16 protein-coding genes are annotated in these 26,059 nt (G+C 36.3%); 5 read left to right on the top strand and 11 right to left on the bottom strand.

Annotated features, from left to right (window positions below; translation table 11 throughout):
• The first annotated feature begins 33 nt into the window (after window positions 1-33).
• From C1631_RS02930 to C1631_RS02920, 3 genes are all read left to right on the top strand, one after another.
• Window positions 34-4,371, top strand: coding sequence for a CusA/CzcA family heavy metal efflux RND transporter (locus C1631_RS02930; RefSeq protein WP_109710347.1), 4,338 nt, complete (start codon window positions 34-36; stop codon window positions 4,369-4,371).
• Window positions 4,372-4,378: 7 nt separating this feature from the next.
• Complete coding sequence (locus C1631_RS02925; protein WP_109710345.1) at window positions 4,379-5,530, top strand: efflux RND transporter periplasmic adaptor subunit; 1,152 nt, start codon at window positions 4,379-4,381, stop codon at window positions 5,528-5,530.
• Between the two features lie 248 nt (window positions 5,531-5,778).
• Window positions 5,779-7,584, top strand: coding sequence for a hypothetical protein (locus C1631_RS02920; protein ID WP_109710343.1), 1,806 nt, complete (start codon window positions 5,779-5,781; stop codon window positions 7,582-7,584).
• A gap of 174 nt (window positions 7,585-7,758) precedes the next feature.
• On the opposite strand, the gene C1631_RS02915 is transcribed toward C1631_RS02920, so the two are convergent.
• The 8 genes from C1631_RS02915 to C1631_RS02880 all read right to left on the bottom strand — a co-directional run bounded on the left by C1631_RS02915 (window position 7,759) and on the right by C1631_RS02880 (window position 19,287).
• Complete coding sequence (locus C1631_RS02915) at window positions 7,759-9,948, bottom strand: T9SS type A sorting domain-containing protein (protein WP_109710341.1); 2,190 nt, start codon at window positions 9,946-9,948, stop codon at window positions 7,759-7,761.
• 53 nt (window positions 9,949-10,001) lie between these two features.
• Window positions 10,002-11,135: a glycerophosphodiester phosphodiesterase family protein gene (locus C1631_RS02910; protein WP_165828227.1), complete on the bottom strand. Its 1,134-nt coding sequence runs from the start codon at window positions 11,133-11,135 to the stop codon at window positions 10,002-10,004.
• A gap of 189 nt (window positions 11,136-11,324) precedes the next feature.
• Entirely contained in the window at window positions 11,325-12,206 is an 882-nt protein-coding gene (locus C1631_RS02905) for a glycerophosphodiester phosphodiesterase family protein (RefSeq protein ID WP_109710337.1), read from the bottom strand.
• Window positions 12,196-13,125, bottom strand: a complete 930-nt coding sequence (locus tag C1631_RS02900; protein ID WP_109710335.1) for a glycerophosphodiester phosphodiesterase family protein — start codon at window positions 13,123-13,125, stop codon at window positions 12,196-12,198. Before C1631_RS02900 ends, C1631_RS02905 begins: the two co-directional genes overlap by 11 nt.
• An 18-nt stretch (window positions 13,126-13,143) precedes the next feature.
• Window positions 13,144-14,544, bottom strand: a complete 1,401-nt coding sequence (locus C1631_RS02895) for a RagB/SusD family nutrient uptake outer membrane protein (RefSeq protein WP_109710333.1) — start codon at window positions 14,542-14,544, stop codon at window positions 13,144-13,146.
• 27 nt (window positions 14,545-14,571) lie between these two features.
• A complete protein-coding gene (locus C1631_RS02890; RefSeq protein WP_109710331.1) occupies window positions 14,572-17,787 on the bottom strand; it encodes a SusC/RagA family TonB-linked outer membrane protein in 3,216 nt (1,071 codons plus the stop codon).
• A gap of 85 nt (window positions 17,788-17,872) precedes the next feature.
• Window positions 17,873-18,694, bottom strand: a complete 822-nt coding sequence (locus C1631_RS02885; protein ID WP_109710329.1) for a FecR family protein — start codon at window positions 18,692-18,694, stop codon at window positions 17,873-17,875.
• A gap of 116 nt (window positions 18,695-18,810) precedes the next feature.
• Window positions 18,811-19,287: an RNA polymerase sigma factor gene (locus tag C1631_RS02880; protein WP_109710328.1), complete on the bottom strand. Its 477-nt coding sequence runs from the start codon at window positions 19,285-19,287 to the stop codon at window positions 18,811-18,813.
• A 341-nt stretch (window positions 19,288-19,628) separates the two neighbouring features.
• Between C1631_RS02880 and C1631_RS02875 the strand changes: the two genes are divergently transcribed.
• Window positions 19,629-20,576 carry an aldo/keto reductase gene (locus tag C1631_RS02875; RefSeq protein ID WP_109710326.1) on the top strand — a complete coding sequence of 316 codons (948 nt, stop codon included), beginning with the start codon at window positions 19,629-19,631 and terminating at the stop codon, window positions 20,574-20,576.
• Between the two features lie 62 nt (window positions 20,577-20,638).
• On the opposite strand, the gene C1631_RS02870 is transcribed toward C1631_RS02875, so the two are convergent.
• From C1631_RS02870 to C1631_RS02860, 3 genes are all read right to left on the bottom strand, one after another.
• A complete protein-coding gene (locus C1631_RS02870; protein WP_109711429.1) occupies window positions 20,639-22,486 on the bottom strand; it encodes a chloride channel protein in 1,848 nt (615 codons plus the stop codon).
• A 141-nt stretch (window positions 22,487-22,627) separates the two neighbouring features.
• On the bottom strand, window positions 22,628-23,620 hold the full coding sequence (locus tag C1631_RS02865; RefSeq protein ID WP_109710324.1) for an SDR family oxidoreductase: 993 nt from the start codon (window positions 23,618-23,620) through the stop codon (window positions 22,628-22,630).
• 12 nt (window positions 23,621-23,632) lie between these two features.
• On the bottom strand, window positions 23,633-24,907 hold the full coding sequence (locus tag C1631_RS02860; protein WP_109710322.1) for an NAD(P)/FAD-dependent oxidoreductase: 1,275 nt from the start codon (window positions 24,905-24,907) through the stop codon (window positions 23,633-23,635).
• A gap of 162 nt (window positions 24,908-25,069) precedes the next feature.
• Here C1631_RS02860 and C1631_RS02855 point away from each other — a divergent pair, with 162 nt between their 5' ends.
• On the top strand, window positions 25,070-26,059 hold the full coding sequence (locus C1631_RS02855) for an aldo/keto reductase (protein WP_109710320.1): 990 nt from the start codon (window positions 25,070-25,072) through the stop codon (window positions 26,057-26,059).

The following is a 26,059-nucleotide window of genomic DNA, read 5'->3' as shown; positions in this document are numbered from 1 at the left end:
ATGCCTCCCGGGTGATTAATTAATAATTTTTTCATGTTAAATAAAATTATTGAGTTTTCTGTTAAGAATAAACTCATCATTGCCTTGTTTACCATTGGTTTGGTTCTTTTTGGAGTATATGAAACGACTAAACTCCCTATCGATGCCCAACCCGACATTACCAATAACCAGGTTCAGATTATCACGACTGCTCCTTCTTATGGAGCCGCAGATATAGAACGTCTTGTAACGTTTCCTATTGAACAATCTACCAGTAATATCAGAGGAGTTACCGAGTTGCGTAGTCTCTCACGGTTCGGGCTTTCTCTGGTTACCATAGTTTTTGATGACAATACAGACGTCTATTGGGCCCGCCAGCAGGTTCAGGAGCGACTACAACTTGTTCAGGATAATATTCCTGAAGGGATTGGAAAGCCGGAATTGGGGCCAATTTCTACCGGACTGGGAGAGATTTTTCAGTATGTGGTAAGAGCTAAAAAAGGATATGAAAATATCTATGATGAAACGGAGCTCAGAACCATTCAGGATTGGGTAGTAAGAAGACAATTATTAGGAACAAAAGGAGTGGCCGATGTCAGCAGTTTCGGAGGAAAGTTAAAACAATATGAAATTGCAATCAACCCTAATAAGCTTCAAGCATTCAACATCAATATCAATGATGTTTTTGTTGCCCTGGAAAAGAACAACCAAAATACCGGCGGAGCCTATATTGAAAAGAAAGAAACTGTTCTTTTTATCAGAAGTGAAGGGCTTTTGGGGAGTACCGGGGATATTGGAAATATTCAGGTAGCAAATACTAAAGAAGGTATTCCGGTTCATATTAAAGATGTGGCGGCAGTTAAGATCGGTTATGCGACAAGGTACGGAGCAATGACCTATAACGACACGGGAGAAGTATCTGGAGCCATTGTGCTCATGCTTAAAGGAGAAAATGCGAACAAGGTGATTGCCAATATCAAGCAAAGACTTGAAAAAATTCAGGAATCTTTGCCCGAAGGAGTAGTCATTGAGCCCTTCATCGATCGTGCTAAAATGGTAAACAATACAATCAGCACAGTAAAAACAAATTTGATGGAAGGAGCTCTGATTGTGGTATTTATTCTGGTAATATTCCTCGGAAATTTCAGAGCAGGATTACTCGTAGCATCTGTAATTCCTTTAGCAATGCTTTTTGCGATCATCATGATGAACATTTTTGGAGTGGGAGGAAACCTGATGAGCCTTGGAGCCCTGGATTTCGGACTTATTGTAGATGGAGCCGTCATTATTGTGGAAGCAGTCCTTCACCAGTTAGCGCATAAAAAACACTTTGGTAAAGACAATATGCTGACCAAAAAAGAAATGGACGTACAGGTTTCAGGTTCAGCAACCAAAATGGTTAATAGTGCTGTTTTCGGACAGATTATTATCCTGATTGTCTATCTCCCTATTTTTACCCTGCAGGGAATTGAAGGTAAGATGTTTAAACCCATGGCTCAAACTGTTGCATTTGCCCTTATTGGCGCGTTTCTGTTGTCTTTAACATATATTCCAATGATGAGCGCATTGGTGCTGAGCAGAAAGAAAAAGATAAAAGAAAATATTTCGGACAGAATTATGGCTAAAGTCGAAACAAGCCATCAAAAACTTCTGATGAAAGCTCTCAAATTCAGAAAAACAATTATTTTGGGCGTATTGATTCTCTTTGCAGGAGCCGTTTTTGTATTGTCTAAAATGGGGGGGGAGTTTATTCCCTCTCTTGAGGAAGGAGATTTTGCTGTTGAAATGAGAATTCTCCAGGGAAGTAATATTAATGAAACAAAAAAAGTAACCACCCAGGCGTCAGGCATTCTCCTGAAGCAGTTTCCGGAAATACAGAAAATAGTTGTAAAAATAGGGAGTGCCGAAATCCCTACAGAACCGATGCCCATGGATGCAGGAGATATGATCATTGTTTTGAAACCTAAAAAAGAATGGACCTCTGCAAAATCATTTCCCGAGCTTTCTGAAAAAATGAGTAGGGCTTTAAGCAGTATTCCGGGGCTAACTACCAGCTTTCAGTTTCCCGTACAAATGCGTTTTAACGAATTGATGACAGGTGCAAGACAGGATGTGGTATGTAAAATTTATGGTGAAGATCTGGATAGCCTGAGCATCTATGCAAAAAAATTAGGAAGCATCATTAATACAGTAAAAGGAGCTCAGGATCTTTATATTGAACCTGTTGTTGGGGCTCCTCAGGTGGTAATTGACTATAATCGTGCTGAATTATCCCGGTACAATATTTCTGTAGCTGATATCAACAGGGTGATCAATATGGCTTTTGCAGGACAGACGGCAGGAGCTTTATATGAAGGAGAAAAGAAGTTTGATATTGTAGTCAGGATGGATAATGAACGAAAAAAGGATATTGCAACAATCCAAAATCTGCTGATTCCTACTGTTTCCGGAGAGCAGATTCCATTATCACAATTCGCTAAAGTGGAATTGAAGAACAGCCCGAACCAAATCCAGAGAGAAGATACTAAAAGACGAATCATCATAGGGTTTAATTCGAGAGGAAGGGACGTACAGACAATCGTAGAAGAACTTCAGCAGAAAGTCGGTAAAGAGCTTAAGTTTTCAGAAGGATATACCATCTCTTACGGTGGAACATTTGAAAATCTAAATGAAGCAAAAGCGAGATTAGGAGTTGCTGTTCCTATTTCATTAGTGATGATTTTCCTGTTATTATTCTTTGCTTTTGGCTCGGTAAAGCACAGCTTACTTATCTATACTGCAATTCCTTTATCTGCGATAGGCGGAGTGTATTTTCTGGCGTTACGGGGTATGCCCTTCAGTATCAGTGCAGGAGTGGGGTTTATCGCTTTATTCGGGGTAGCAGTACTTAATGGAATTGTTTTGATATCAGAATTCAACCGATTGAAAAACAATGGAATAAGTAATACGAGCAGAATTGTACTGATGGGCACAAGAATCAGGTTACGTCCGGTATTGATGACGGCTTTTGTAGCGTCTTTAGGGTTCTTACCCATGGCTTTAAGCAGCGGAGCAGGTGCGGAAGTACAGAGACCTTTGGCGACTGTGGTTATTGGTGGTTTAATGCTTGCTACTCTCTTAACCTTATTTGTTCTTCCAATTCTATACGTCCTTTTTGAACATATTAATAAAGATAAAATGAAATTCTCTAAAAAAGCAAATTATAAAAAAATGTCTGTTCTCTTACTGTTGATCTCTTTCGGAAGCTCTTATGCACAAGAAAATATAACGTTTGAGCAGGCCTTGGAAAAGGCGTATCAACAGAACGGGACGCTTAAGAATTCAAAATTAATTTCAGAATATCAGGAAAAGTTAAAAGCCACCTACCTGGATATCCCACAACTGGAAATTACCGGTGGATTTGGACAGATCCAGGGACAAGAAACGGATAATTCATTTGGTATTTCTCAAAGGTTCAGTTTCCCGACGGTCTATTCAAAAAGAAAACAGATGCTGGATGCCGAATGGACGGCAAGTACAATGAATCAAAATCTAACTAAAACACAACTAACCAAGGAAGTTACAGATGTTTTTTATAGAATTCTGGTGCTGCAGGAAAAGAAAAAAGTATTGGAATACATGAGCCAACTGTATAATAGCTTCGCTGAGAAAGCAGCTTTAAGACTGAAGAAAGGGGAAGCTAATGTTTTGGAAGAATCTACTGCTGAAATTCAAAAAGAACAGATTAAAGTACAGTTGAATATGCTTGAGAATGATCTGAACATTGCAAAACTGCAGCTACAACTTCTTCTTCAGTCCGATACTTCTTATCAGCCTGTTGCCGATAAGCCTATCATAGATATGAACCTGCAGATTTCAGAAGATAGAGTAAGGCAACACCCGGAACTTCAGTACCTGCAACAACAGATCAAAGTAAGAGAGGCTGAAATGCAGCTTGAAAAAAGCAGATTACTTCCCGAGCTTATGGTAGGATACACCAATCAAAGTATGAAAAACATTAATAACAATCGTTTTAATTCTGTTCAGATTGGGGTAGGAATCCCATTATTTACAAGAGGGCAAAGGGCTTTAGCAAAAGCTGCACAGACCAAAATTGCCATTTCTGAAAATCAGTATCTCAGAAAAGAAATTGAACTCAAAAACAGGCTAAGCCAACAGGTTAATAACTATATGAATCAACAGAGAATCATTGAAAACTTTGAACAAAGACAACTTCCAAAGTCTGAAACCATCTTAAAAACAGCACAAAAGCAGATGGAAGTAGGAGAAATTGATTACCTGAGCTGGGTAATATTGGTCAATCAGGCTGTAAAAACAAAAGCCGATTATATTGATCAGTTGGAAAAACTTAATCAGATAGGAGCAGAACTTAATTTTTTAATTTCAAAATAACAGCGTAATGCAATTCAAAATAATAACAATATCCGCCTTTGCTTTGACATTTGTTTTAATTTCATGTTCAGGAAAAAAAGACGAGGAAAATGCGGTATATGAAAATACTAAGTTTACAAAAAAAACTGAAAACACTGTTCATCTTACCGAAAAACAAATTCAATCCATAGATATGACCAGTACGGCGATTCAGGACAGAAATATGGAAAAAGTAATACATCTGAATGGGAAAGCAGAGATTGCACCGTCTCATATCAGTTCAATTTCCAGTATTATGGGTGGACATATTAAATCTATTAATGTAATCAACGGGAGCCATTTTAACAAGGGCCAGGTACTGGCTGTGGTAGAAGACCCTCAATTTATTCAGCTGCAACAGGATTATTTAGTTACCAAAGCACAGCTTGAGGCGGCAAGGCTTAATTTTAACCGTCAAAAGGAATTAAATACAAGTAAAGCAAGCAGTGATAAAACGATGCAAACAGCTCAGGCAGACTATTCAACATTAAATGCTACCTTAAAAGGTCTCGAAGAAAAACTGCGAATCATTGGAATTAATGCTAAAGGGCTCAACACAGGAAATATTCGAAGTAAAATTAATATTTATGCTCCGTTCACAGGATTTGTAAGCAAAATTTTCGTCAATAACGGGCAATATATCAATCCTGCCGATACCTTATTTGAGCTGATTAATCCTATCGGATTGCTTTTGGAAGTAAAAGTGTTTGAAAATGATGTGAATGATGTAAAGGTGGGGCAGGAAATTGTAGTGTACAACAATCAGAATCCTGATGTAAAATCAAATGCCAGAATTGTAAGTGTAGTTCCCAGTATTGAAACCGGTGGAGCGGCAACGGCTGTGGCAAAACTTTCTTCGGTCAATTCCGGGTTTGTAAAAGGGATGTATATCAATGCAGAAGTCAATATTAACAGCCGTTATACTCAAGGGCTACCCAATGAAGCGATTGTTTCTTTCGAAAATAAGAATTATGTTTTTGAAGACCTGGGCAAATCAAATTATAAAATGACTCCTGTAATAACCGGAATTTCTGATGATAAGTTTACAGAAGTTTTAAAAGCTGATATTTTAAAAGATAAAAAGATTGTACAGAAAGGTGCCTATAGCCTTCTGATGCTACTGAAGAATAAAGCAGAGTAATAATCTGTGAAATATTTTTCAAGCCAGGGTTTTGTTTATCATGTACAATAAACAAAACCCTGGCTTTTATCATGCAGGATGATGTATCGGATGCTCTCAATAAGACAAACCTTCAAATGATATTTGGCATATTTTCAATATTAAATATATTATCCGATGCATAATTGATTTTAAAATAATATTTTTAAGCAGTGAATTAGTTTTAGGAATTTTTAGTTGCATTAATAAGAAACTTTTATTCAAACATAATGACAACTAAACCGTTACACAACTTCCATATTCCGGTAATGGGTCTGGCCTATACTATAGACAGCCCTATTCGTGTTGCCCAATATGGAATTTCTTCTGTGATTTCGATCATTGATGATGAAATTCTGGAAAAGATGAAAAACTTTTATAATCAAAAGTTTAATCTCAACTATCTGGAGATTTCCACCAAAACAGAAGATTACAGAGCAAAGAGAATCACTGCCTATCTTGATATGGTGGATGATATCGTCAATGAAAAATTTGAAACATTTAAGCAGGAAATCAGTAAAAATAAAGAAACGCTAAAGGACTTTATTGCGATGCTGCCTAATACATCTGATTTAAAAAATAGCCTTCAATCCTTTATCAATCAAAAAAATAACTGGGGTAGTCAGCTCAAAAGTTTCATTGAATCCAACTTAGCACCCGGAAGTATTGATGTTAATATCATGACTAAGGTGGATAAAGATAACTATTACAAAAAAGAGCAGCTTCCGGTTACGTACAATGATGCCCATGCTTCACTTCGCGGATTTGCTCATAGTAAAATATCTTCTTCTGTGGTTCTTTCAGCAGGGATGAATCCTCGTCTCTATAATTATATGGAGGAATTTGAAGACTTCTTTCCTGATGAACAGGGAATGATTAAAAAGAAAATTATTCTTAAAGTAAGTGATTTCCGTTCCGCAATGATTCAGGGAAATTTTTTGGCTAAAAAAGGATTGTGGGTATCAGAATACAGAATTGAATCAGGATTAAACTGTGGAGGGCACGCATTTGCTACAGAAGGAATGCTTCTTGGTCCGATCATGGAAGAATTTAAACAAAAAAAGCATGAACTGATTCAATCAGCACATGCTTTAATGGTTAATGCACTGGAACAAAAAGGGAAGCCCTTAGTTTCTGAACCCCTGGAAATGAAAATTACTGTACAAGGTGGGGTAGGAACCTCTGAAGAACATCAATTCCTGCTCAGCCATTATCATACCGATAGTATTGGATGGGGCTCCCCATTTTTACTGGTTCCTGAAGCAACATCTGTAGATACTGAAACAAGAAGTCTTCTTATGCAATCAAAACAAGAAGATCTTTATCTGAGCCATATTTCGCCATTGGGAGTCCCTTTTAATACAATAAAAGGAACTTCTAACGAAAAACTTAAAACTGAAAAGGAAGCGAAAGGCAGATATGGAAGTGCATGTCCGAAGAAATTGCTGGCATTGAGTAAAGAATTTTCCCCGGAGGGAATATGTACGGCGTCAAAAAAATACCAGGATATTAAACTGAAAGAACTCTATGCTGACAAAAAAATACTAACAGCAGAGGAGTTTGATAAAAGAAAAGCTGGAATTACAGATAAAGCCTGTCTATGTGTTGGGCTTGTTAATTCAGCTTATATGGAACAGAATATTAAGATGAAAGGTGAAAAACAGGGAGTTGTTATTTGTCCGGGCCCTAATCTGGCTTTTTTTGATAAAGAAGTTTCGCTTTCTGAGATGATACAACATATCTATGGAAATGTCAATATTCTTTCGGATAACCAACGTCCTCATATGTTTATCAATGAGCTGAAAATGTATATTGATTATCTGAAAAAAGAAATCTCTGATTCATCTTTGATGACCTATTCCCAAACAAAGAAATGGAATACATTCAGAAGCAATATACTTGAAGGAATTGAGTATTATCACAACTTGTTTGCAAAATCTTCTTTCTTCAAAAACAGCTTACCAACCATAAATCTTCAACTACAGGAATGTAAACTGGCGCTAATAGCCATTGAGATTCCTCATATTGACAAATAAGTGTTTTTTATAATCACAAGAAGCCGTCTCACAAATCGTGAAACGGCTTCTTTTATTAAATTTTTCTATATTCTGTATACAGGAAGGGCTTTCATTTACATAATTTTTCAACCCATATTCTTTAACTGCGATACTCTCATATAAAAAATCTATTTTTCTATCGGTAAGCTCAAATTATTGTACGATGATTTTTTTGGTGACTATAGATTTTCCTTCAACTTGAAAAACACAAATATATACTCCGGAAGTCCAACCTGACGTATTCAAAGATTCCTTATAAGTTCCTTTGTTATTAATACCCTCTTTTAATACAGTTACAAGCACACCATTTGTATTTGTAATATAAATCTTTACAGAGCCAGATTGAGATAATGTATACTCTACGGTGGCATTGTCTTTTACAGGATTAGGGTAAACATTTAAAGCTTGTACTTCAATGTTTTTGGAACTCTCACTGATTTTTCTTGCCACTATGATATCACTATTCTCGTCAGCATATATAATATTTGCAGTCCAAAGGTAATTATTAGGATAGCTTGCACCGTCTTCATTGATAGAGTTTTGTGTAACATAAGTATAGCCACCTGTAGTATAATTTGGAATAAGAATCCTGGCACCATAACCATTTCCCAGTCTTATAAGGTACAAAGGTTTTCCATTGGGATCATCCTTGACATAAGCCAACTGGAAATTTGCCTGATTAGCAATATCAAACCACAGATAATCTTGTTCTGTTGTACTTTTTGATCCTCCTTTAAGGGCTACCCTTGAAGATTTGCTCATATTACCGAATGCATAATTTTCATATCCATATTTACTGTCTGTATCAGCAAAACCGGAGTTTGTCTTTATCAAAGATAAAGCCTCAAAACCAGAAGAACTTTGAATCAGGTAATAATTGGACCCACTTGAATTGTAAAAATCCATACTTTGTTTAGTACCAAAATTTATAAATCGTATTCCTTTTTCACTAACCGGGGCAAATCTTTCTCTGATAGAACTGTTGAATGAACCTTGGATAGACCAATTATCATCAGGTTTATTAGGGTATTGCAAATACAGGTCATTCCCTGAAAAACCCAGTTGATAATTATTTGATCTATACTCATTGGAAAGAAAAGTAAAGGATTGTTGTTTTGCATCAATAAGATTATTAGGATTTCCAGTAATATGATTAGGTTCAAACAGCTCCCTTTCACTGCCATGGTCTGCATTGTCCTGATAAAAATAATTTCCTGAATTGGCATTCCATCTGGCAATAGGTTTAAACGATTTTGCATTAAGGAAGCTGATAAGCCCTTTATTACCAGAGAATTTTCTGGCAGGTAAAAACCATCTTGCCCCACCATATATTCCTTCATAGGGATCAAAAGATGATATAGCTTTTATATAGCCGTCGTTATAGGTATTTCCTTCGGGAGCAATAGGTTTATTCTGATAATTTCTTACAATATAAGATCTGGAAGGATAAAGAGGAGACTGAACAAGAAAGTGGTTATTGGCTAATTCAGGAGTGAGCATTTCTTTGTAGACCATAATATCATCGACGGCACTAATAATAGGCCCCTGTTGATTATTTACTGTACCAAAAGTAATATTTTGAGTATTGGAAAGAACATCAGACAGACCAAACCAAAAGTAATTTGCATATAAACGACCTCCCGGACGACTAAAATACAATCGGGTTGCATTTTTATCTGAACTTAACATAAAGTAAACATATCCTGCACCATATTCATCTGGTCCAGGAAATATCTCTTGTTGGGTGTTGTCATTATAATAGCTGATTTTATAGCGTGCTTGGCCCAGTACCACTTTTTTCTGAGCAACACTGGAGTATTTTAAGATCTGAAAATAACCCTCTTTTATTCTGAGCTGAATATCTTCTCTGTTTCCATTAGATGGATTGGTAAAACTTAAAATCTGACAATCCTTTCCGTTCTCGGGTATTTTTACCCAGGCGGAAACAGAAAACCCCTTATTATTGCTTATGATATCTTTGACAACAACAGGTGGGATGATCAGGTTCTGATACCCGTTAAAAAATATTGCCTGAGATGGGTTTCCAAATCGGTCGGCTATACCAGTATTTGCATTTCCTTGTAGTTTATAAGCGGAATTGTTGGGATTCTTAAAATCATTTTGCCAGGATGAAGAACTACCGTACGAAAGATCATATAAATTGGCAACCTGCGAGTTTACAGAATATGCTCCTGTAGCGGTATTATCAAAGACTTCCTGCGAATAGAGCTGATGCTCTGCAAGAAATAGAATCAAAAAAAACAGAAATTTATCCAATGACAAAACTGATTTTGTTCCTGTCAAAAAAGAATTATTCTTTTGAGAAATTGAAGTAGGTCTCATAAAAAATATTTTAAGGTTGATGAATAGTTTAATTGTTTTTATTTTCACTGTATTTATTGAATTATTCTGTTTGGGAAAAATTCTAAAAATGTAGTTACTTCATCTGTAATAATGTAACCATTGATTCCTGCATTTTTGTTGTTATTAGGAGCAAGAATAAAATCAAAATCTCCTCTTCTGTCATTTTCAGGATTATTAGCGCAACATTGATTGATATTGACGTTTCCGATATATCGACCCTTATAATATTCCGGTTGTGCAGAGAATATACCGGTTCTCTTTCCTCCGGCTCTTATTTTCTGTGCTACTTGAAAAAGATTTGTATCTGCAGGGGTTCTGAATACCATTTCATACAAACCTGCCACTCCGGTATAAGCGGGGTTTGCTTTTCTCCAGGTTTCCCATTGTTCATAAAACTTCATTGGGTCTGCGGTTGTAGCATCATCAGGAGTTGAATCGGGCTTTATAAAGGGAGCAAAAATGATTTGTTTTTTCTGAGCTTCTGTCAACAAATTAAAGAAAGGGATAAACTGTTTAGGTGTCTTATTCCCTTTAAACATGACTACTGAAAAGGCGTTTGCAGCCTGTACCACTTTCATCGCTTGCCGAAAGGTTATATCATCATTAATGTCAAGCTGGAGAAAAACCCCTGCTCCCAAAGCAATAGTAATAGCATCCTGCAAGAGAGGGATCTTTTCATTGGTATAAGTTTTTTCTTCATTCTTCAATCTCAAGCTGGATAATTCATTCCAGGAATATTCACTTGCTTTTCCATAATTATCTTTTCCTGTTCCGTAAGTATTTGGGTACATATCCAGGAAATTGGTAGTACGCTGAAGATAATCATCATGCATTAGATACACTTTTCCATCTTTACTTGTTTTGAGATCAATTTCGATCATATCTACGTTGCGGTTGTTGGCTGCTTTTGCTACTGCAACAACAGAGTTTTCTGGCGTTCCGTCAATCCAGGCTGCCCTGTGGAGTGCAAGGAATACATAGCCGGGATTTTTATTTCCGTCCAATAGTGTAGCCCTCAATTTATCCAAACTGGGTCTGGCGGTCGTTGGTGGTGTTGTTGTCGTATAGAAGCCCTGAGCATGAGCATGCTGAGTTGTTCCTACGTAAAGAATCAAAGCAAATGAGCTTTTTAAGATTCCGTTTCTGAAAAATGTTAATAGTTTCATATTAAAAAATTTTAATTTGTACTTGGACGTAAATATATAATTTATCACACGTTGTTGAATTAATTTTATATTAAATTTAATTAATAACATATTGTTTATCAATTGTTTATAATTAAAAAAGTTATCTGTTTTAAGAAAAAAACAGATAACTTTTAATTTGTTTTACAGATTGTATGTATTGAATAATATCTACTCGTTTAAAAAGTAAAGATTTTTCTTTTTTAAAAAATTAATTAATTCTTTAGGTCTGTCAGTTTGTATCATATTAACATGATGATCCGGATACCAGTTGTAAACATCAGGATTTTCAAAAATCTTATCATCATTATGACCTGCACAAAGTTGGGGCCACATAGAATTCACCCAAATTTTAATTTTACTCTTCTGAATTTCTTTAAAGTTAATCAGGTAATTTTCATCAGGACCTATGGTAAATTCGAAACCATATATTTTATGATTTTTTAGGTATCCGTTGATTTTTGACCAGTCTTCTCCGGATCCTAACCTTACAATGGGCATATAATGAATCTCATCTTTTATTTTTCCGTATTTTTTATTGAACTCGTCGTAAGTTGCTGTTCCCTTAAAAAGAACCTGATCAAACATTTTTTTTTCTTTCAAAATAGGGTAGACGAGATCAAAATAATCAAAGGCTTTATCAAGATTAATAAAAATTTTTCCATCCGTTACATCCAGAACCTCACTTAAAGTAGGAACTTTCATTTCTGTAGGAACTCCTAATCCATCTCTCAGGAATAATTTTTTAATTTCCTCAATTGTATAGTCAGAAGGACTTCCTTTACCGGTAGTCGTTCTGTCAATTGTTTTATCATGCATTAAGATAAGTACGTTGTCTTTGGTAAGAGCCAGATCTATTTCTACCATATTTACCCCCTTCTCAATTGCCTTTTTAATGGCGGGAATTGAATTTTCAGGAGCTTCGCGCCAATCTGCCCGATGGGCGATTACCATTACTTTATCATCAGGAAAACCAGACAATGAAATCTTACTTTGCCCAAAAAACAATTCCGAAAAAAATACGATAAGGATAAGGAAGATTTTAGTTTTCATACTTCATATTTTTAGATTGTAAATACTTAATCAGTTTTTCAGGGCGATCTGTCTGGATAATATTGGCTCCTTTTCTGATTGCCCAGCCCCAGTGTTCTTCTGGATGTTCATCGGCAAGATCATCATCATGACCTGCACATAACTCAGCCCATAGCGTATTGATCCAGATTAAGGAATTCTGACTTTTGATTAATTGTAGTAATTCATCGGCTTTTGGGGTATCATTTTTTATAATGACTTCGTAAGCAGCAGGATGGAATGATTTTGAGAAATCATTTACATATTTTTTAGGATTGAGAACCTCTTCTCTTGTATAAATACTATAATCTTCAGGCCAAACCATAGGCATATAAACTATATTATTCAATTTATTTCCGACTTCTTTTTTTAATATTTCAGCTTTTTTATTTCCTTTCAGAATAATCTGATCGTGGGTTCCGGTTTTATTGACAATTTCAATCGTTTCATCGAGGTAATCCCAGGCTTTGTCAAGATTCAGCATTATTCTTTTACCTTTAATGAAATTGAGCATTTCTTCTAAAGTCGGAATCTTTTCCCTACCGGGCATTCCGGCTCCGTTTTTAAGAGATAAAGACTGAATGTCCTTATAGTTAGTTGCCGAGATCAATCCTTTTCCATTGGTTGTACGATTTAACGTAGTATCGTGCATGATAATCAGTTTTCCATCTTTGGTTTTCTGAATATCTATTTCTACAATATCTACTCCCATTTTTATACAACTTTCTACAGCTTTAATAGAGTTTTCGGGATAATTATGCCAATCACCACGATGGGCAACTACCAGAATCTTGTTTTCCGGAATACTTTGTTTGAAATAATTGGATTGCGCAGAAAAAAACGATGAGAATACTATGACCAAAGCAATAATCATAATATTGATATTTTTGTTGTAATTCATTTTTATGAGTCTTGGAGTTTAGTATCCGGTATTTTGTTTAATGGCCGGGTCTGTATTGATCTGACTTTGAGGAATTGGCATAACCAGATTATAGGATTTGATCGCCGCAGTTCCGTATCCGGGAGTATTTTGAAAATGAGCAGTCATCACCTGAATTGCCTTTCCTGTCCTTACCAGATCAAACCACCGATGTCCTTCGCCTATCAGTTCTTTTCGCCTTTCCAAAGCAATTTCATCCAAAAGCTGAGTTTGGCTGGTAATATCAACAGAAGAAAGCCCAGCTCTGTTTTTAACTTTATTGACGTATATATTTGCATTCAGCGGATCATTGGCTTTTGCATAACATTCGGCTATAAGAAGATATATATCTGCTAAACGGAGAACAACAATATTACTTCCGCCATCAGCAGGAGCGGTAGATGGTTTCGTTAGTTTTTTAGAGTAGGGAATACCATTATTTGTTAAGCCAATATAAGCATCTCTTCTTTTGTCACCGGTGGTAAAAAGATTATAAATCTCTTTTGTTGGCAGATTATGCCCTTTTGCTCCTGGAGAAAATCCTGAAGGGCTGAACATCTGATAGGCCTGACTTCCTTCTGAATTTCCGTTTAATCCTGAAGCAAACTGCACATCAAAAATAATCTCAGCGTTATTTTTATTGGTCACATCAAATATCTTAGCAACATCTGGTAGCAAGCTGTAACTCAGGCTTTCAACCTGTTTCAGATAAGGCAATGCTTCATTATATTTATTTCTGGTAATTAAAACTTTCCCAAGAGTTCCCAGAGCTGCCCCCTTTGTTACTCTTCCTTTTTGAGATGTGTTTTCAGGAAGTAAAGGAATAGCATCTTTGAGCTCAGATTCAATAAAATCATATACCGTTTCTGCAGAAGTTCTTCCTTGTCCGAAATAGTCATTGACATTCACACTTTCTTTGGTAACAAGAGGAACATCACCAAAAATCCGAACCATATTAAAATACATGAGTGCTCTTAAAAACTTTACTTCACCTGTTCGGATATTCTTTTGGGATTGACTCATAACGACGTTTCCGATTCTGTTTAAAACAATGTTGGCCTGTTGAATTCCCATATAGTTTTCTTTCCAGGTACTGGCAAGCAAAGAATTATTAGGCTGAATGGTAAAAAAATCAAGTTCCCCGTAAGTAAAACTATCATTGGCAGGCACTTCATCATAAGTATTATCGGAAGGAAGTTCACCAATTGCAGGCATTGCAAGTTGATACTGTCCGATGTATTGCAATGAACCATATACGGCATTGACACCCTGTTCTAACTGTGCTTCGTCTTTATAGAAATTATTAGTTTGTTTAATACTTTCAGGAGATGTATTTAAAAGATCTGATGAACATGACTGCAACAACAGAAAAGAAAGAAGGGGAATATATATTTTTTTCATTTTTAAAATATTTAGGTTAGACTCTGTTTAAAACTTCATATTCATTCCAAAAGAATATACTCTTGCTACAGGATAATAACCATTGTCATATCCCTGTGTAAGAATACTTTCTGAAGTAGCATCAAGATTCTGCCCTTTATAGGAAGTAAAGGTCAGGAGATTATTTCCTACAAAATAGATTTGAAGTGATTTTACCTTTAGGGCTGAAATCAGACTTTGAGGAAGATTATAGGCTAACCTTAAAGACCTCAGTCTCACATAATCTCCATTTTTAAAGAAGATACTGGATGTTCTCGCTTCTTTTCTGTTATTTGAAAAGTTCATATTGGGCATTGCGTAGATTCCGTTTGGATTGCTGACCGGATTATATCTGTTGTCAAAATAATTCTGGGTGGCAATTCCAAACCCTTCTCCGGATTCGGTAATGCTTACCTGATCTCCATTATAAATTTTCCGGCCAAGCTCACTATACAAAGTAAAGCTTAAATCAAAATTCTTATATCTGAAAGAATGGGTAAAACCCATGATGTATTTTGGAATTCCTGAACCAAAACTTTTTTTATCATCAGCATCAATTTTTCCGTCTCCGTTAATGTCTTCCATAATATAATCACCAACCTGTGTCCCTTCTATATGAGGAGAATTATTGATTTGTTCCTGAGTTTTATAAATTCCCAGAATATTATATCCATACATTTCAGCAATAGAACCGCCTACTTTCGTTACTGCAAAGTTGTTGGCCCCAGCCACAATCTGTGATTGTCCGTTAGCCAATGCCAATACTTTGTTTTTATTCGTTGAAAAGCTAAAACTGCTTGAGTATTCAAAATCGTCACCCACATGGATCGGTTTTAATGAAAGCTGGATCTCTAATCCACTGTTTCTGATTTTACCGATATTTTGAAGTAAAGTAGAGTAGCCGGACTGCTGTGGAATAGGAACATCAAGCAACAAACCATTCCTGTTCAGGATATAATAATCTGCTGATACACTTAAGTATTTATGAAACAAACTGAAATCAATACCAAAGTTCACAGACTTTGATTTTTCCCAGGAAAGGTCAAAGCTTGCGGCAGTAGATGATCGGTAACCCGGTACCAAAATTCCTCCAAAAACATAATTCTCTTTTTCCATCAGTGATAGAGAACCAAAGTTTGGAATCTGATTATTCCCGTTGGTTCCCAAGCTGAATCTCAACTTCAAAGGGTCTACCCATTTATTTTCCGGGAAAAAAGTTTCTTTACTTATCGTCCATCCTAATGATAAAGCATAAAAATCGCCCCATTTGGAATTGGAGCCGAATCGCGATGATCCATCTCTTCGATAAGATGCCATTAAGCTGTATTTGCTATTATAAGTATAATTGAATCTTGTAAAATAGGAGATTAATGTCCATTTATACTGGTTAACATCCACTTTAAATGAGGTTCCACCGGAAATATTCTCTATACTGTTATCCGGAAAGCCGGTGGCTAAAGTTGTTGTTTGAGTTGACGTTTCATCCTGATAAGATTGTCCTAAAATGAAATTAAAGGTATGATAATCAATCTTTTTATCATAAGTCAGTAAATTTTCGATCAGGTAATTCTTGGTAATATATTCTGTTCTGCTTGCTGAAGCAACATCTTTATCTGCAGGAGTTCTATAGCTTCCAACTGTTGAAGGTTTAAAGAAATTGTAGTCGTAACTTGTATAATCACCACCTGCTGAAACCTTATATTTGAAATCTTTCAGAAAATTCAATTCTGCGAAAATATTTCCAAAGGTTTTAAATAAAGTATACTTCCTTTTGGTCATTTCTGCAACAGCAACGGGGTTTTCTACCAAAGCTCCGTCTGTAGGACCATTTACTTTTATTTGTTGGGAAATAATCAGATTGCCGTTTGCATCTCTTGGAGTAAAGAAAGGGTACATTGTAGTAGCCATCTGAAGGAGATTATAGGTTCTTCCCCCATTGACCATATCAAACAGACTTCCTTTTGAAAAAGAGGGAGTCATTGAAACCCCAAATTTCAATTGATCTGTAATTTGGGTCGCCAGATTGATATTCCCTGAATATTTTTCATAATCGGTTCCAATTAAAATTCCTTTTTGATTCAGGTAGCTTCCCGTGAATGAATATTTTGTTTTGTCGCTTCCACCCAGAACATTCAGCGCAGTATTGCTCATCGCAGCAGGTTTTAATACAGTAGAGTACCAGTCGGTACTGGTGAGCCCGGGTTGCCTGTTCAGATAAGGTGTTAAATAGTCAGGAACAAGTTCTCGTAGCGTAGCTCCTTTTGAAATCCTTGTTGCTGTATCATCAGAAATACTTCTGTTGCTTCCTTTCGAAAGGTAATTATTGTCCCGGGATTCTTTCATGAAGGTTGCCATATCATAGGCATTGACAAATTTCTCATTATCGCTCCTCGTCTGGATTCCATAATATGAATCTAAAGTTACTTCCAGTTTACCTTTTTTCCCTTCTTTAGTCTGGATCAGAATAACTCCGTTGGCTCCTCTCGATCCGTAAATAGCTGTAGAAGCGGCATCTTTAAGAACGTCTATCGAAGCAATTGAATTGGGATCTATTGAATTTAAATTTGTTCCTTCTGTTAAAGGAAACCCATCTACCACAATTAATGGATTGGCCCCTGCAGTCAGAGTTCCGATTCCGCGGATACGAATACTGGGAGAAGATCCTGGGCCGGCGTTTGCCGAAGTAGTCTGTATTCCGGTAGCCTTTCCTGCAATCATGTCTCCAAAATTACCTGAAGCCACACTTTTCAGATCCTTTTCTCCAAGGGAAGCGATAGAACCTGAAACATCCTTTTTATTTTGCTTTCCATAACCTACCAATACTACCTCATCAATTTTTTTCTCTTTATTGACAACCGTATCATTTTTAGCAATATTACTTGTTATAATACTGTTTTTCCGTTCAGTTTTCTTTGAAGTTCTTCTTACAGATACCATGTTATTTTGAATGGTAAATTCAATCGGATAATTCTTTTTTAGATAATCCATTGTGTGCTGTAAGGAGGCGTAATCGACATCCTTATCATCCACCATAATATCCTGAAGATCTGATACCGAATAAAAGAATTGTGTTTTTGTTGTTTTGCTCAGCTTTTCCAGTACTTTGGTAAGAGGTGGAGTGGTCGAATGGGCAGCATGCATATGAGGAAATATTTCTGAAGCAAATAAAGGCTGAGAAATAGATAAAGTCCCGAGCATAGCAATACTAATTGCTGTTTTTTTCATAAATTCGCAATATTAATTTTTAAACTTTCTATAGGTTTTTAAGTTGATTAAATCCGCATCGATAACCCCCATTATCGATGCTTCTTTATTTTAGTACTATTTCTGTTGCATTATTTTTTTCTATTTTTAAATTAAACGGATAACTGATGATAGAGAGGATGTTATTAAGGTCCCCTGTAAATGAGCCACTTACAATCCTGTCTTTATATTGGTCAGGATAAGATATCCTTACATAGTACGTTTTTTCAAGCTGTTTAATTGCTTCAGAATACCTTGAATTGCTAAATGAAAAGCTCATTTGCTTTTCCTGGCTGTAATAATGATAGTTGGAATGATCATTATCACTCATCCAGATTTCTTTTGGCAGGAGATAGGTGATTTTCCCCAAATGCTCTACCTTTACTTTTCCTTCAAAGAGTTCCACTTTTTTTTCCTGAGACTTCTGATCTAAAAAGAATTGAGTTCCCAAAACCTGTACATGAAAATCTCCTGCATTGATTCTGAACGGTCTTGTTTTATCTTTGGCAATATTAAAATTTGCCTGTCCTGTAAAGACAATGTCCCTTCCTTTATCCCCAAAATTTTTGCTTAAAATCAACTTGCTGTGTGGTAATAACTTAATGATACTTCCATCTGGTAGTTGAATGTTTTTTGAAGCCTCCAGACTTTCATAAACATAAGTTCTCTCTTTTGGAATGGAAATGTTCTGAACGTTGTTATACACTATTAAAAAAATAAAAAGGGGAACAACAATAGCTGCTGCCCAATACCATTTTTGGATATTTCTTTTTTTTCTGATTTTATAACGGATACCGTCCCAGATTTTACGATCTGTTATTGCATCAATTTTATTTTGCTCCTCAGAAACAGTTTTCCAGTTCTCTTCAAATTCTTTTTCTAAGCTCATACGCTGACACCATGATTGTATTCAAACCATTTTATAATAAATACACAGAAAAGTAAAATCGTTCACCCCAAAAATTAAGAATTAACAATTTGTTCATATTGATTGGTGAAAATTACCTAATGCAGATTGCCTCTCAGAAAGGTTAGAGCTTTGTTTATCTGTTTGCTGATAGCTGTTTTCGAAACGTTATTTTCTTTTGCTAATTGAGAATAACTTATATTTTCAACTTTGTGTTGGATAAATAGCTGCTTTGTTTTTTGAGGTAATTTTTCTAAAAGATTTTCAAGCCGGGATATCTGCTCTTCACGGCTACTTTCGTCGAAAGTGTCGTTTTCTTCTGTACTCACCATTTCAGATTCGGTAAAGATAAATGATAACTTGTTTTTGCGATAAAAATTAGAAATCTCTTGTTTGCAGGTCTTGAAGATAATCGCTTCAGGAGGAATTTGAGTCGTTTTATCTATATGTTTCCAGACATGCATGAAAATATCCTGAACCATATCTTCTGCATCCTCGTCTTTTTGAATGTATTTCTTAACGAAGAAGTAAACTCTATGTTTATATTCAGAATATATTTTCTCGAACGGATCCATCAGGTGAAGACAAATTTTTCAGTACATTATAAAGTCATAAAACTATTTAAAAAGATTCTTAAACAGTTTAAAGATATGTTAATTTTAAAAAATTATGATAAAAAACAGATTACATATTTCGCAAATAGAAAAAGAACCTAATGTATTTTTAAATAAAAGAAAAATTTTATTTTATTCTTCTTATAAATGGAAAAAAATATTAGCACTACACAAAAAAAATGATTGAAGCATCAATTTCTATTTATAATAACTATGGCTGGAATGGTTATTTTGAATATCCGTAAGCACGGGATAATCCTTACCTTAGATGCTCTTTAGTATTTATAATAACAGATTATTTTATGGAAAAAAGAAAGATCAAAAATACCGATTTAGCAGTAGCACCTATCAACTTTGGAGGAAATGTTTTTGGATGGACATTAGACGAAAAACAGTCCTTTGATATATTGGATCAGTTTTCCCAAGCCGGGTTTAATTTTGTAGACACTGCAGATACTTATTCCTGGTGGGTGAACGGCAGAGGCGGACAATCTGAGGAAATTATCGGGAAATGGATGAAAAGCCGTTCCAATCGTAAAGATATTGTATTGGCAACTAAAGTAGGTTCAGAAACGAAGGAGCATGGTTTCGACATCAGCAAGAAACACATCCTGAAGTCGGTAGATGAATCTCTGCAAAGGCTGCAGACAGATCATATCGATATTTATTATACCCATTTTGATGACCATACCACACCGGTAGAAGAAACGCTTTCTGCCTATGATCAAATCATTAAAGCAGGAAAGGTAAGGTATATTGCAGCTTCCAATCTTTCACCTGAGCGTTTGAAGGCATCATTCGAAGCTTCGGAAAAGAACAACCTTCCAAAATATGTAGCGCTGCAACCTCATTACAATATAATGGAAAGAGAAGGTTTTGAGAAAAACTATGCTCCTTTAGTAGAACAATTTGATTTGAGTGTATTCCCATATTGGTCTTTGGCCGCAGGTTTCTTAACAGGTAAATACCGTAATGAAGCAGATTTTGCAAAAAGTGCCAGAGGAGAAGGAGTCAGAAAGTATCTCAACGAAAAAGGCCTTGGTGTTTTAAAAGCTTTGGATCAGATCAGTGAAAAACATCACACACAACAAAGTACTGTGGCATTGGCATGGCTATTAGCCAATCCATTGATCACGGCACCTATAGTAAGTGCTACAAGTGCCACACAGCTTGAAACATTATTCAATGCTCCAAAATTGGTTTTAGATAAAGAAGATGTTGACTTGCTTAATGAAGCGAGCCGGTATTAATCGGATTGTTCATTGTTAGATAAAAAAAGCCTCCGTTTAAAACTGAACGGAGGCTTTTATAGTTAATCAGAATATTCTTTTAACAGCTGTCTATAACTCATCAATATTGAGGATTTTGAAATAAATCCTATAAAATCATTACTGGCACTCACTACCGGAAGGTTCCATACTCCTGTGTCATCAAACGTCTGCAGGATATCCAGTGGTTTATTCTCACGATGAAGGATTGCTGGAGGAGTTTTCATAATTTGGGATACGGTCTGTAAAGAATCCATTTCCTGATTAAAAAGATAAGGTCTTATATCATCCAGAGTAAGAATACCCTTGAGCTTCTTGTTTTCATCCACAATGGCATAAATATTTTTATTTCCGCTTTTTACAAGTTCAAATAACTCTGTGATAGAGGCATTCTCATTAATGATTTGTGAATATTGATCAATGAAATCTTCTGTTCTCAAAGCAAAAAGCAGGTTTTTATCATGTTTGTTGGTGAAAATTTTCCCTTCATCTGCTAAAGATTTAAGTTCCGGAGAGATCGTTGAAAACCATTTGGCAATAAGATAGGAGATTATAGAAACGATCATGAGAGGAATAAACAAATCATACCCAAAACTAGATTCAGCGATCAGGAATATGGCTGTAAGCGGCGCATACAAAACACCACTCATAGCTCCGGCCATTCCTACAAGAACAAGGTTGGTTACCGGAACATCTGTAAACCCGATATGTTGACAAACTAAGGCAAACAAATATCCTAAAGTACCACCCGCAAAGAGGGAAGGAGCAAAGTTACCACCATTTCCGCCACTGAAAATAGTGAAAGAAGTAGCAAATGCCTTTAAAAGTAAAACCAACACTAAAAATATAATAATTGTCCACTCTCCGATCTCAAAATATCTGAAAAAACTGTTTTCAATAATGGAGTGGGTATTTCCGTTGGTAAAAGCTTTCACAATGTCATATCCTTCCCCAAATAATGGAGGGAAAAGAACACAAAGAAAGGAAAGCACAGCACCTCCAAACATTGCCTTACGCATTCTTGAAAGCTGAAGACCTTTGATAAAATGTTCCACTTTTTGAGAAATGATTACAAAATAACGGGCATACAACCCGGTTACGAGTCCCAGAATAAGGTAATAAGGCAGATTCTTATAATTGAAAGCCTCTCTCGTATAAAACCTGAAGAGAATGTCTTCCTGTAATAAAATTCTGGATAAAAGGCTTCCACACACTGCAGCAACCACAAGGGGAATAAAGTCTGTAAAAACAACTCCCGTCAGTAAAATTTCAAAGGCAAACATAATCCCGGCAATTGGAGCATTGAATGCTGATGCAATCCCTGCCGTAGCTCCCGCAGCCAATAATAAAGTGCGTTCTTTGTAACTGAGCCTGTAGGTCTGGGCATAATTGGAGCCAATAGCTGCACCTGTAACTGCGATCGGACTCTCTAATCCGGCAGATCCTCCCAAACCAACTGTAATCGCACTCTGAATAACCTGAGAATACATTTTTACCGAAGCCACAATACTGGAGTTTTGAGCAATCTCATAGAGAATAGCCCCGATTCCTTTTCGATCCTGTCCTTTAAACAAAGTCAGAACGATCATTGTTGTCAGGACAATTCCTAAAAAGGGAAAAACAATATAGAATAAGATCTGGTATTCAAAATGAACTTTATTGGTAATGAAATAATGAATATTGTGTACCAGTGTTTTTAAAATAACTCCGGCAAGCCCTGCCGTACAGCCCACCAAAATTCCGGAAAGGACAAGAAACTGGTTTCTGCTTAATCTGTTGTTCAGCCAGTGGAGAATAAGCTCGTAGCTCCGTGCCTTTTCCAGGCCGTATTTTTGGAAATCTCTTTTAAATTTAAGGAAACTGAGGTATTTTTTTTTGTTGTGAATTTTCACTGTAGAAACTTTTAATGCGATACCCAAATTGATATTGCTGTGTAAATTTATGAAATATATGGCAAAAATACCTGCCAAGGCTTAGTCATTCCCTTAAAATTGTCGGGCTACACCCTTTATAATTGAGACTGAATCGCCTGTTTATCGGATTTTTTTAGATTTTCCTGAAAATAATAATCCCGCTCCTATGATTCCGGCGGTACCGGCAATAATCCATGTTATGGTGCGGGAAGAAACTGAAAATAAAGTTCTTCCATCAATCCCGGTATTGCCTCTTGAAGGTGCCAGAATATTACCTGTTGAATTTTGGTCCTTATGAGCCTTTTTTATTACACATCGCATCCCTGCTGATGAAACATAGCGGACCACACCCGGAAATATTTCATATAAATTTTTAAAAATAACAGCAGACCAGTCTGGATAATAAACGTCAGTAGGATTTTTGGCCATCTTTACAATAGAATTGGCAAGCTTACGTGGATCAAACGCAGGGGGAGGAGTGCTCAGTTTTATTCCTGAATAATTAGCTGCATGATCTATGCCTGAAGATTTCTGAAATCCCGGATATAAAGCACAAATATGAATATCCGGATAATCTGAAACCTCTCCCTGAAGGGTTTCCACCATTCCCCGAACTCCATATTTTGAAGCCGTATAGGCTGTTCCGTAAGGCGCAGGCATCCATCCTCCAATAGAAATATTATTAAGTAAAACACCTCGTTTCTGTTTTTTAAAAACAGGTAATATGGCATGGGCAGAATGCATGTATCCTAATAAATTTGTCTTAATAATCTGATCTGTCACTTCTACTGGTATTTCTTCAAATTTTCCAAAAGCCAGAACACCGGCATTATTCACCCAGTAATCAATTTTTCCACTAAATTCCAGAGCTTCATTTACTAAATTCTGTACCTCTGTCGCTACAGATGTATCTGTAGGTACAGCGATCACTGTAGCTCCTAATTTTCTGCATATTTCAGCTGTTTCTTTAAGAGCATCTTCACCACGTGCTGCAAGAACAAGATCTGCACCTTGTTTTGCAAACGCTTCTGCTGTAGCCTTACCAATTCCACTGGAAGCTCCGGTAATGACAACTGTTTCTCCGAAAAAAGGAGGTTTTCTTTGATTTTTCATAATTTGATAGATTTAAGATGATCCGTTCCCTGTATTTCTTTTAGGAAAAAGAATAAGTCTTATAGAAGGATTATTGGTGATGAACAGGCGAAACCAATCTAAAGCAAGCTGGATTTTATTTCCAAAGCCTACAAGAGGAATGATATGAATGAAAAGCCAGGTCATCCATGCGAAAAATCCTTTAAATGAATGTTTTGGAAGGTCCACTACTGCATTATACTTTGATATAATGGCCATACTTCCTTTATCGTTGTAGCGGAAGGGTTCCAATACTTTTTCTTCCTCTATACGCTTAAAATTTGCGCCAAGATTTTTTCCCTGCTGAATGGCAACCTGAGCAAGCTGTGGATGTCCCTTAGGATACTTTTCCTCAGATAACATTAAACAGATATCTCCCAATGCATAAATATCTTCTGTATGTATCACCTTATTATAAGCATCTACAAGTATTCGTCTTCCTTTGCCTATGGTTTCTTCCGGTAACCCTTTAATTTCACGACCAATAACTCCGGATGTCCAGATTAATGTTTCTGTTTCTATTGATGTTCCATCGCTTAAGATCACTTTGGAATCAACATAATCTTTAACAGAAACATTGAGAAGTATTTTAACTCCCAATTCTTTTAATTTTTCATATGCTGCATTTTGTGCCAATTTGCTCATCGGTGAAAGTAATGAAGGTAATGCATCAATGAGGTAGATTCCGGAAAGGCTTAATTTGATTTCCGGATATTCTTTTCTAGCAATATATTTTCCCATTTCAGCAAGCATCCCTGCTAATTCCACACCAGTAGGGCCACCACCCGCAATGACGATATTCTGTAGTTTCTCGGCCTGTGTTATATCTTTGTTTTTTGCAGCTTCTTCCAGGGTTAATAATATATGATTTCGAAGATAAAGCGCTTCTTCGATACTTTTCATAGGTAAAGCACATTTTCGTACATTCTCCATTCCAAAGAAATTAGATTCTGTTCCAGAAGCTATTACGAGATAATCATAATGTAACGATCCGGTATCTGTTTCTATGGATTTATTTTCAGGATTTACTGTAATAAGATTTCCCATATGGAACTTCACATTTTTGTTATCTGAAAATAGTTTACGGAAAGGATAGCTGATATTAGACGCTTCTATAAAAGAAGTGGCAACCTGATAGATCAACGGAGGAAAAAAATGATAATTATTTTTATCTACCAGGGTCATGTTAAATCTTTTATCGTTGCGAAGTGATTTGATAAGATTGATCCCGGCAAATCCTCCTCCTACGATTAGAATATGCTTTTTCATAGCTGAATATTGAAATGGTGTCCTATACCTGATTCAAGAACAAGACCAAAGAGGTTGAAAAACAAAGTTTTAACATACTATACTGATTGCAGGTACTATTGCTTTTTAAGTATGCACGATGTTTGCAGTATATTTGATTACCAACACCATAAAATATACGATATGAAAGCAGAGATTTTAACAGAAAAACATAAACTGGGAATTGGAGGAGTTGCTATCGGAACAGCCTTTGAAAATATTACGGATGAGCAGGCTCATGAGATACTTCAAGCTGCCTGGAACTCTGGAATCAGATATTTTGATACCTCCCCATGGTACGGACTTACAAAAAGTGAGCGAAGATTTGGAGATTTTCTTAAAGATAAAAACCGGAATGAATTTGTATTTTCAACCAAGGTAGGAAGATTATTTGATGAAGTTCCCGAACCTGAAGTTCCTCCTACAATGTGGAAAAATCCATTACCTTATGATTTCAGACATGATTATACAGCCGACGCCATAAAAAGGTCAATTGCTGATAGCTTGCAAAGAACCGGGCTCAATCATATTGATATTGTTTATATCCATGATCTTTCTGAAGATCAGGTAGGAGATCGTTATCCTTATTTTCTGAAACAGGCGAAAGAAGGAGCATTCAGAGTACTTTCTGAGCTTCGGGATCAGGGAATCATCAAGGCATGGAGGATGGGGGTCAATAAAATTGAACCTATTTTAGATTGTATTGAATCGGCAGATCCCGATATTTGTCTTTCTGCGACCCAATATTCTATCCTGGAACATGAAGATGCTATAGACAGGCTTCTTCCTGCCGTAAAAAGTGCAGGGGTACAACTGGTTTCGGGAGCGGGATATAATTCGGGGTATATTGCGGGAAGAGAACGATATAATTATAAGAATGTAATCCCAAAAGGAATGGACGAAAAACGAAATAGGATCATGGCTATTGCAGAGAAATATAAGATAAATATTATCGATGCAGCACTTCATTTTGTACTTGCTTCTGATCAATTTGCGTCTATTATTCCCGGAGCAAGTAAACCAGAGCAAGTACAGGATAATGTGGAAGCATTACATACCAAAATTCCTGTCGGTTTCTGGCAGGAATTGAAAGCGGAAGGCCTGGTTTATGAAAAAGCACAGGTTCCAAAATAG

Source organism: Chryseobacterium phosphatilyticum, from assembly GCF_002899825.2.
GTDB lineage: Bacteria > Bacteroidota > Bacteroidia > Flavobacteriales > Weeksellaceae > Chryseobacterium > Chryseobacterium phosphatilyticum.
The sequence above is the reverse complement of the archived record's forward strand: the minus strand, read 5'-3'. Positions and strand labels throughout refer to the sequence as shown.

Coding starts and splice junctions, on each gene's coding strand:
- C1631_RS02930 (WP_109710347.1), top strand. CDS start 34: ATGTTAAATAAAATTATTGAGTTTTCTGTTAAGAATAAACTCATCATT.
- C1631_RS02925 (WP_109710345.1), top strand. CDS start 4,379: ATGCAATTCAAAATAATAACAATATCCGCCTTTGCTTTGACATTTGTT.
- C1631_RS02920 (WP_109710343.1), top strand. CDS start 5,779: ATGACAACTAAACCGTTACACAACTTCCATATTCCGGTAATGGGTCTG.
- C1631_RS02915 (WP_109710341.1), bottom strand. CDS start 9,948: ATGAGACCTACTTCAATTTCTCAAAAGAATAATTCTTTTTTGACAGGA.
- C1631_RS02910 (WP_165828227.1), bottom strand. CDS start 11,135: ATGAAACTATTAACATTTTTCAGAAACGGAATCTTAAAAAGCTCATTT.
- C1631_RS02905 (WP_109710337.1), bottom strand. CDS start 12,206: ATGAAAACTAAAATCTTCCTTATCCTTATCGTATTTTTTTCGGAATTG.
- C1631_RS02900 (WP_109710335.1), bottom strand. CDS start 13,125: ATGAATTACAACAAAAATATCAATATTATGATTATTGCTTTGGTCATA.
- C1631_RS02895 (WP_109710333.1), bottom strand. CDS start 14,544: ATGAAAAAAATATATATTCCCCTTCTTTCTTTTCTGTTGTTGCAGTCA.
- C1631_RS02890 (WP_109710331.1), bottom strand. CDS start 17,787: ATGAAAAAAACAGCAATTAGTATTGCTATGCTCGGGACTTTATCTATT.
- C1631_RS02885 (WP_109710329.1), bottom strand. CDS start 18,694: ATGAGCTTAGAAAAAGAATTTGAAGAGAACTGGAAAACTGTTTCTGAG.
- C1631_RS02880 (WP_109710328.1), bottom strand. CDS start 19,287: ATGGATCCGTTCGAGAAAATATATTCTGAATATAAACATAGAGTTTAC.
- C1631_RS02875 (WP_109710326.1), top strand. CDS start 19,629: ATGGAAAAAAGAAAGATCAAAAATACCGATTTAGCAGTAGCACCTATC.
- C1631_RS02865 (WP_109710324.1), bottom strand. CDS start 23,620: ATGAAAAATCAAAGAAAACCTCCTTTTTTCGGAGAAACAGTTGTCATT.
- C1631_RS02860 (WP_109710322.1), bottom strand. CDS start 24,907: ATGAAAAAGCATATTCTAATCGTAGGAGGAGGATTTGCCGGGATCAAT.
- C1631_RS02855 (WP_109710320.1), top strand. CDS start 25,070: ATGAAAGCAGAGATTTTAACAGAAAAACATAAACTGGGAATTGGAGGA.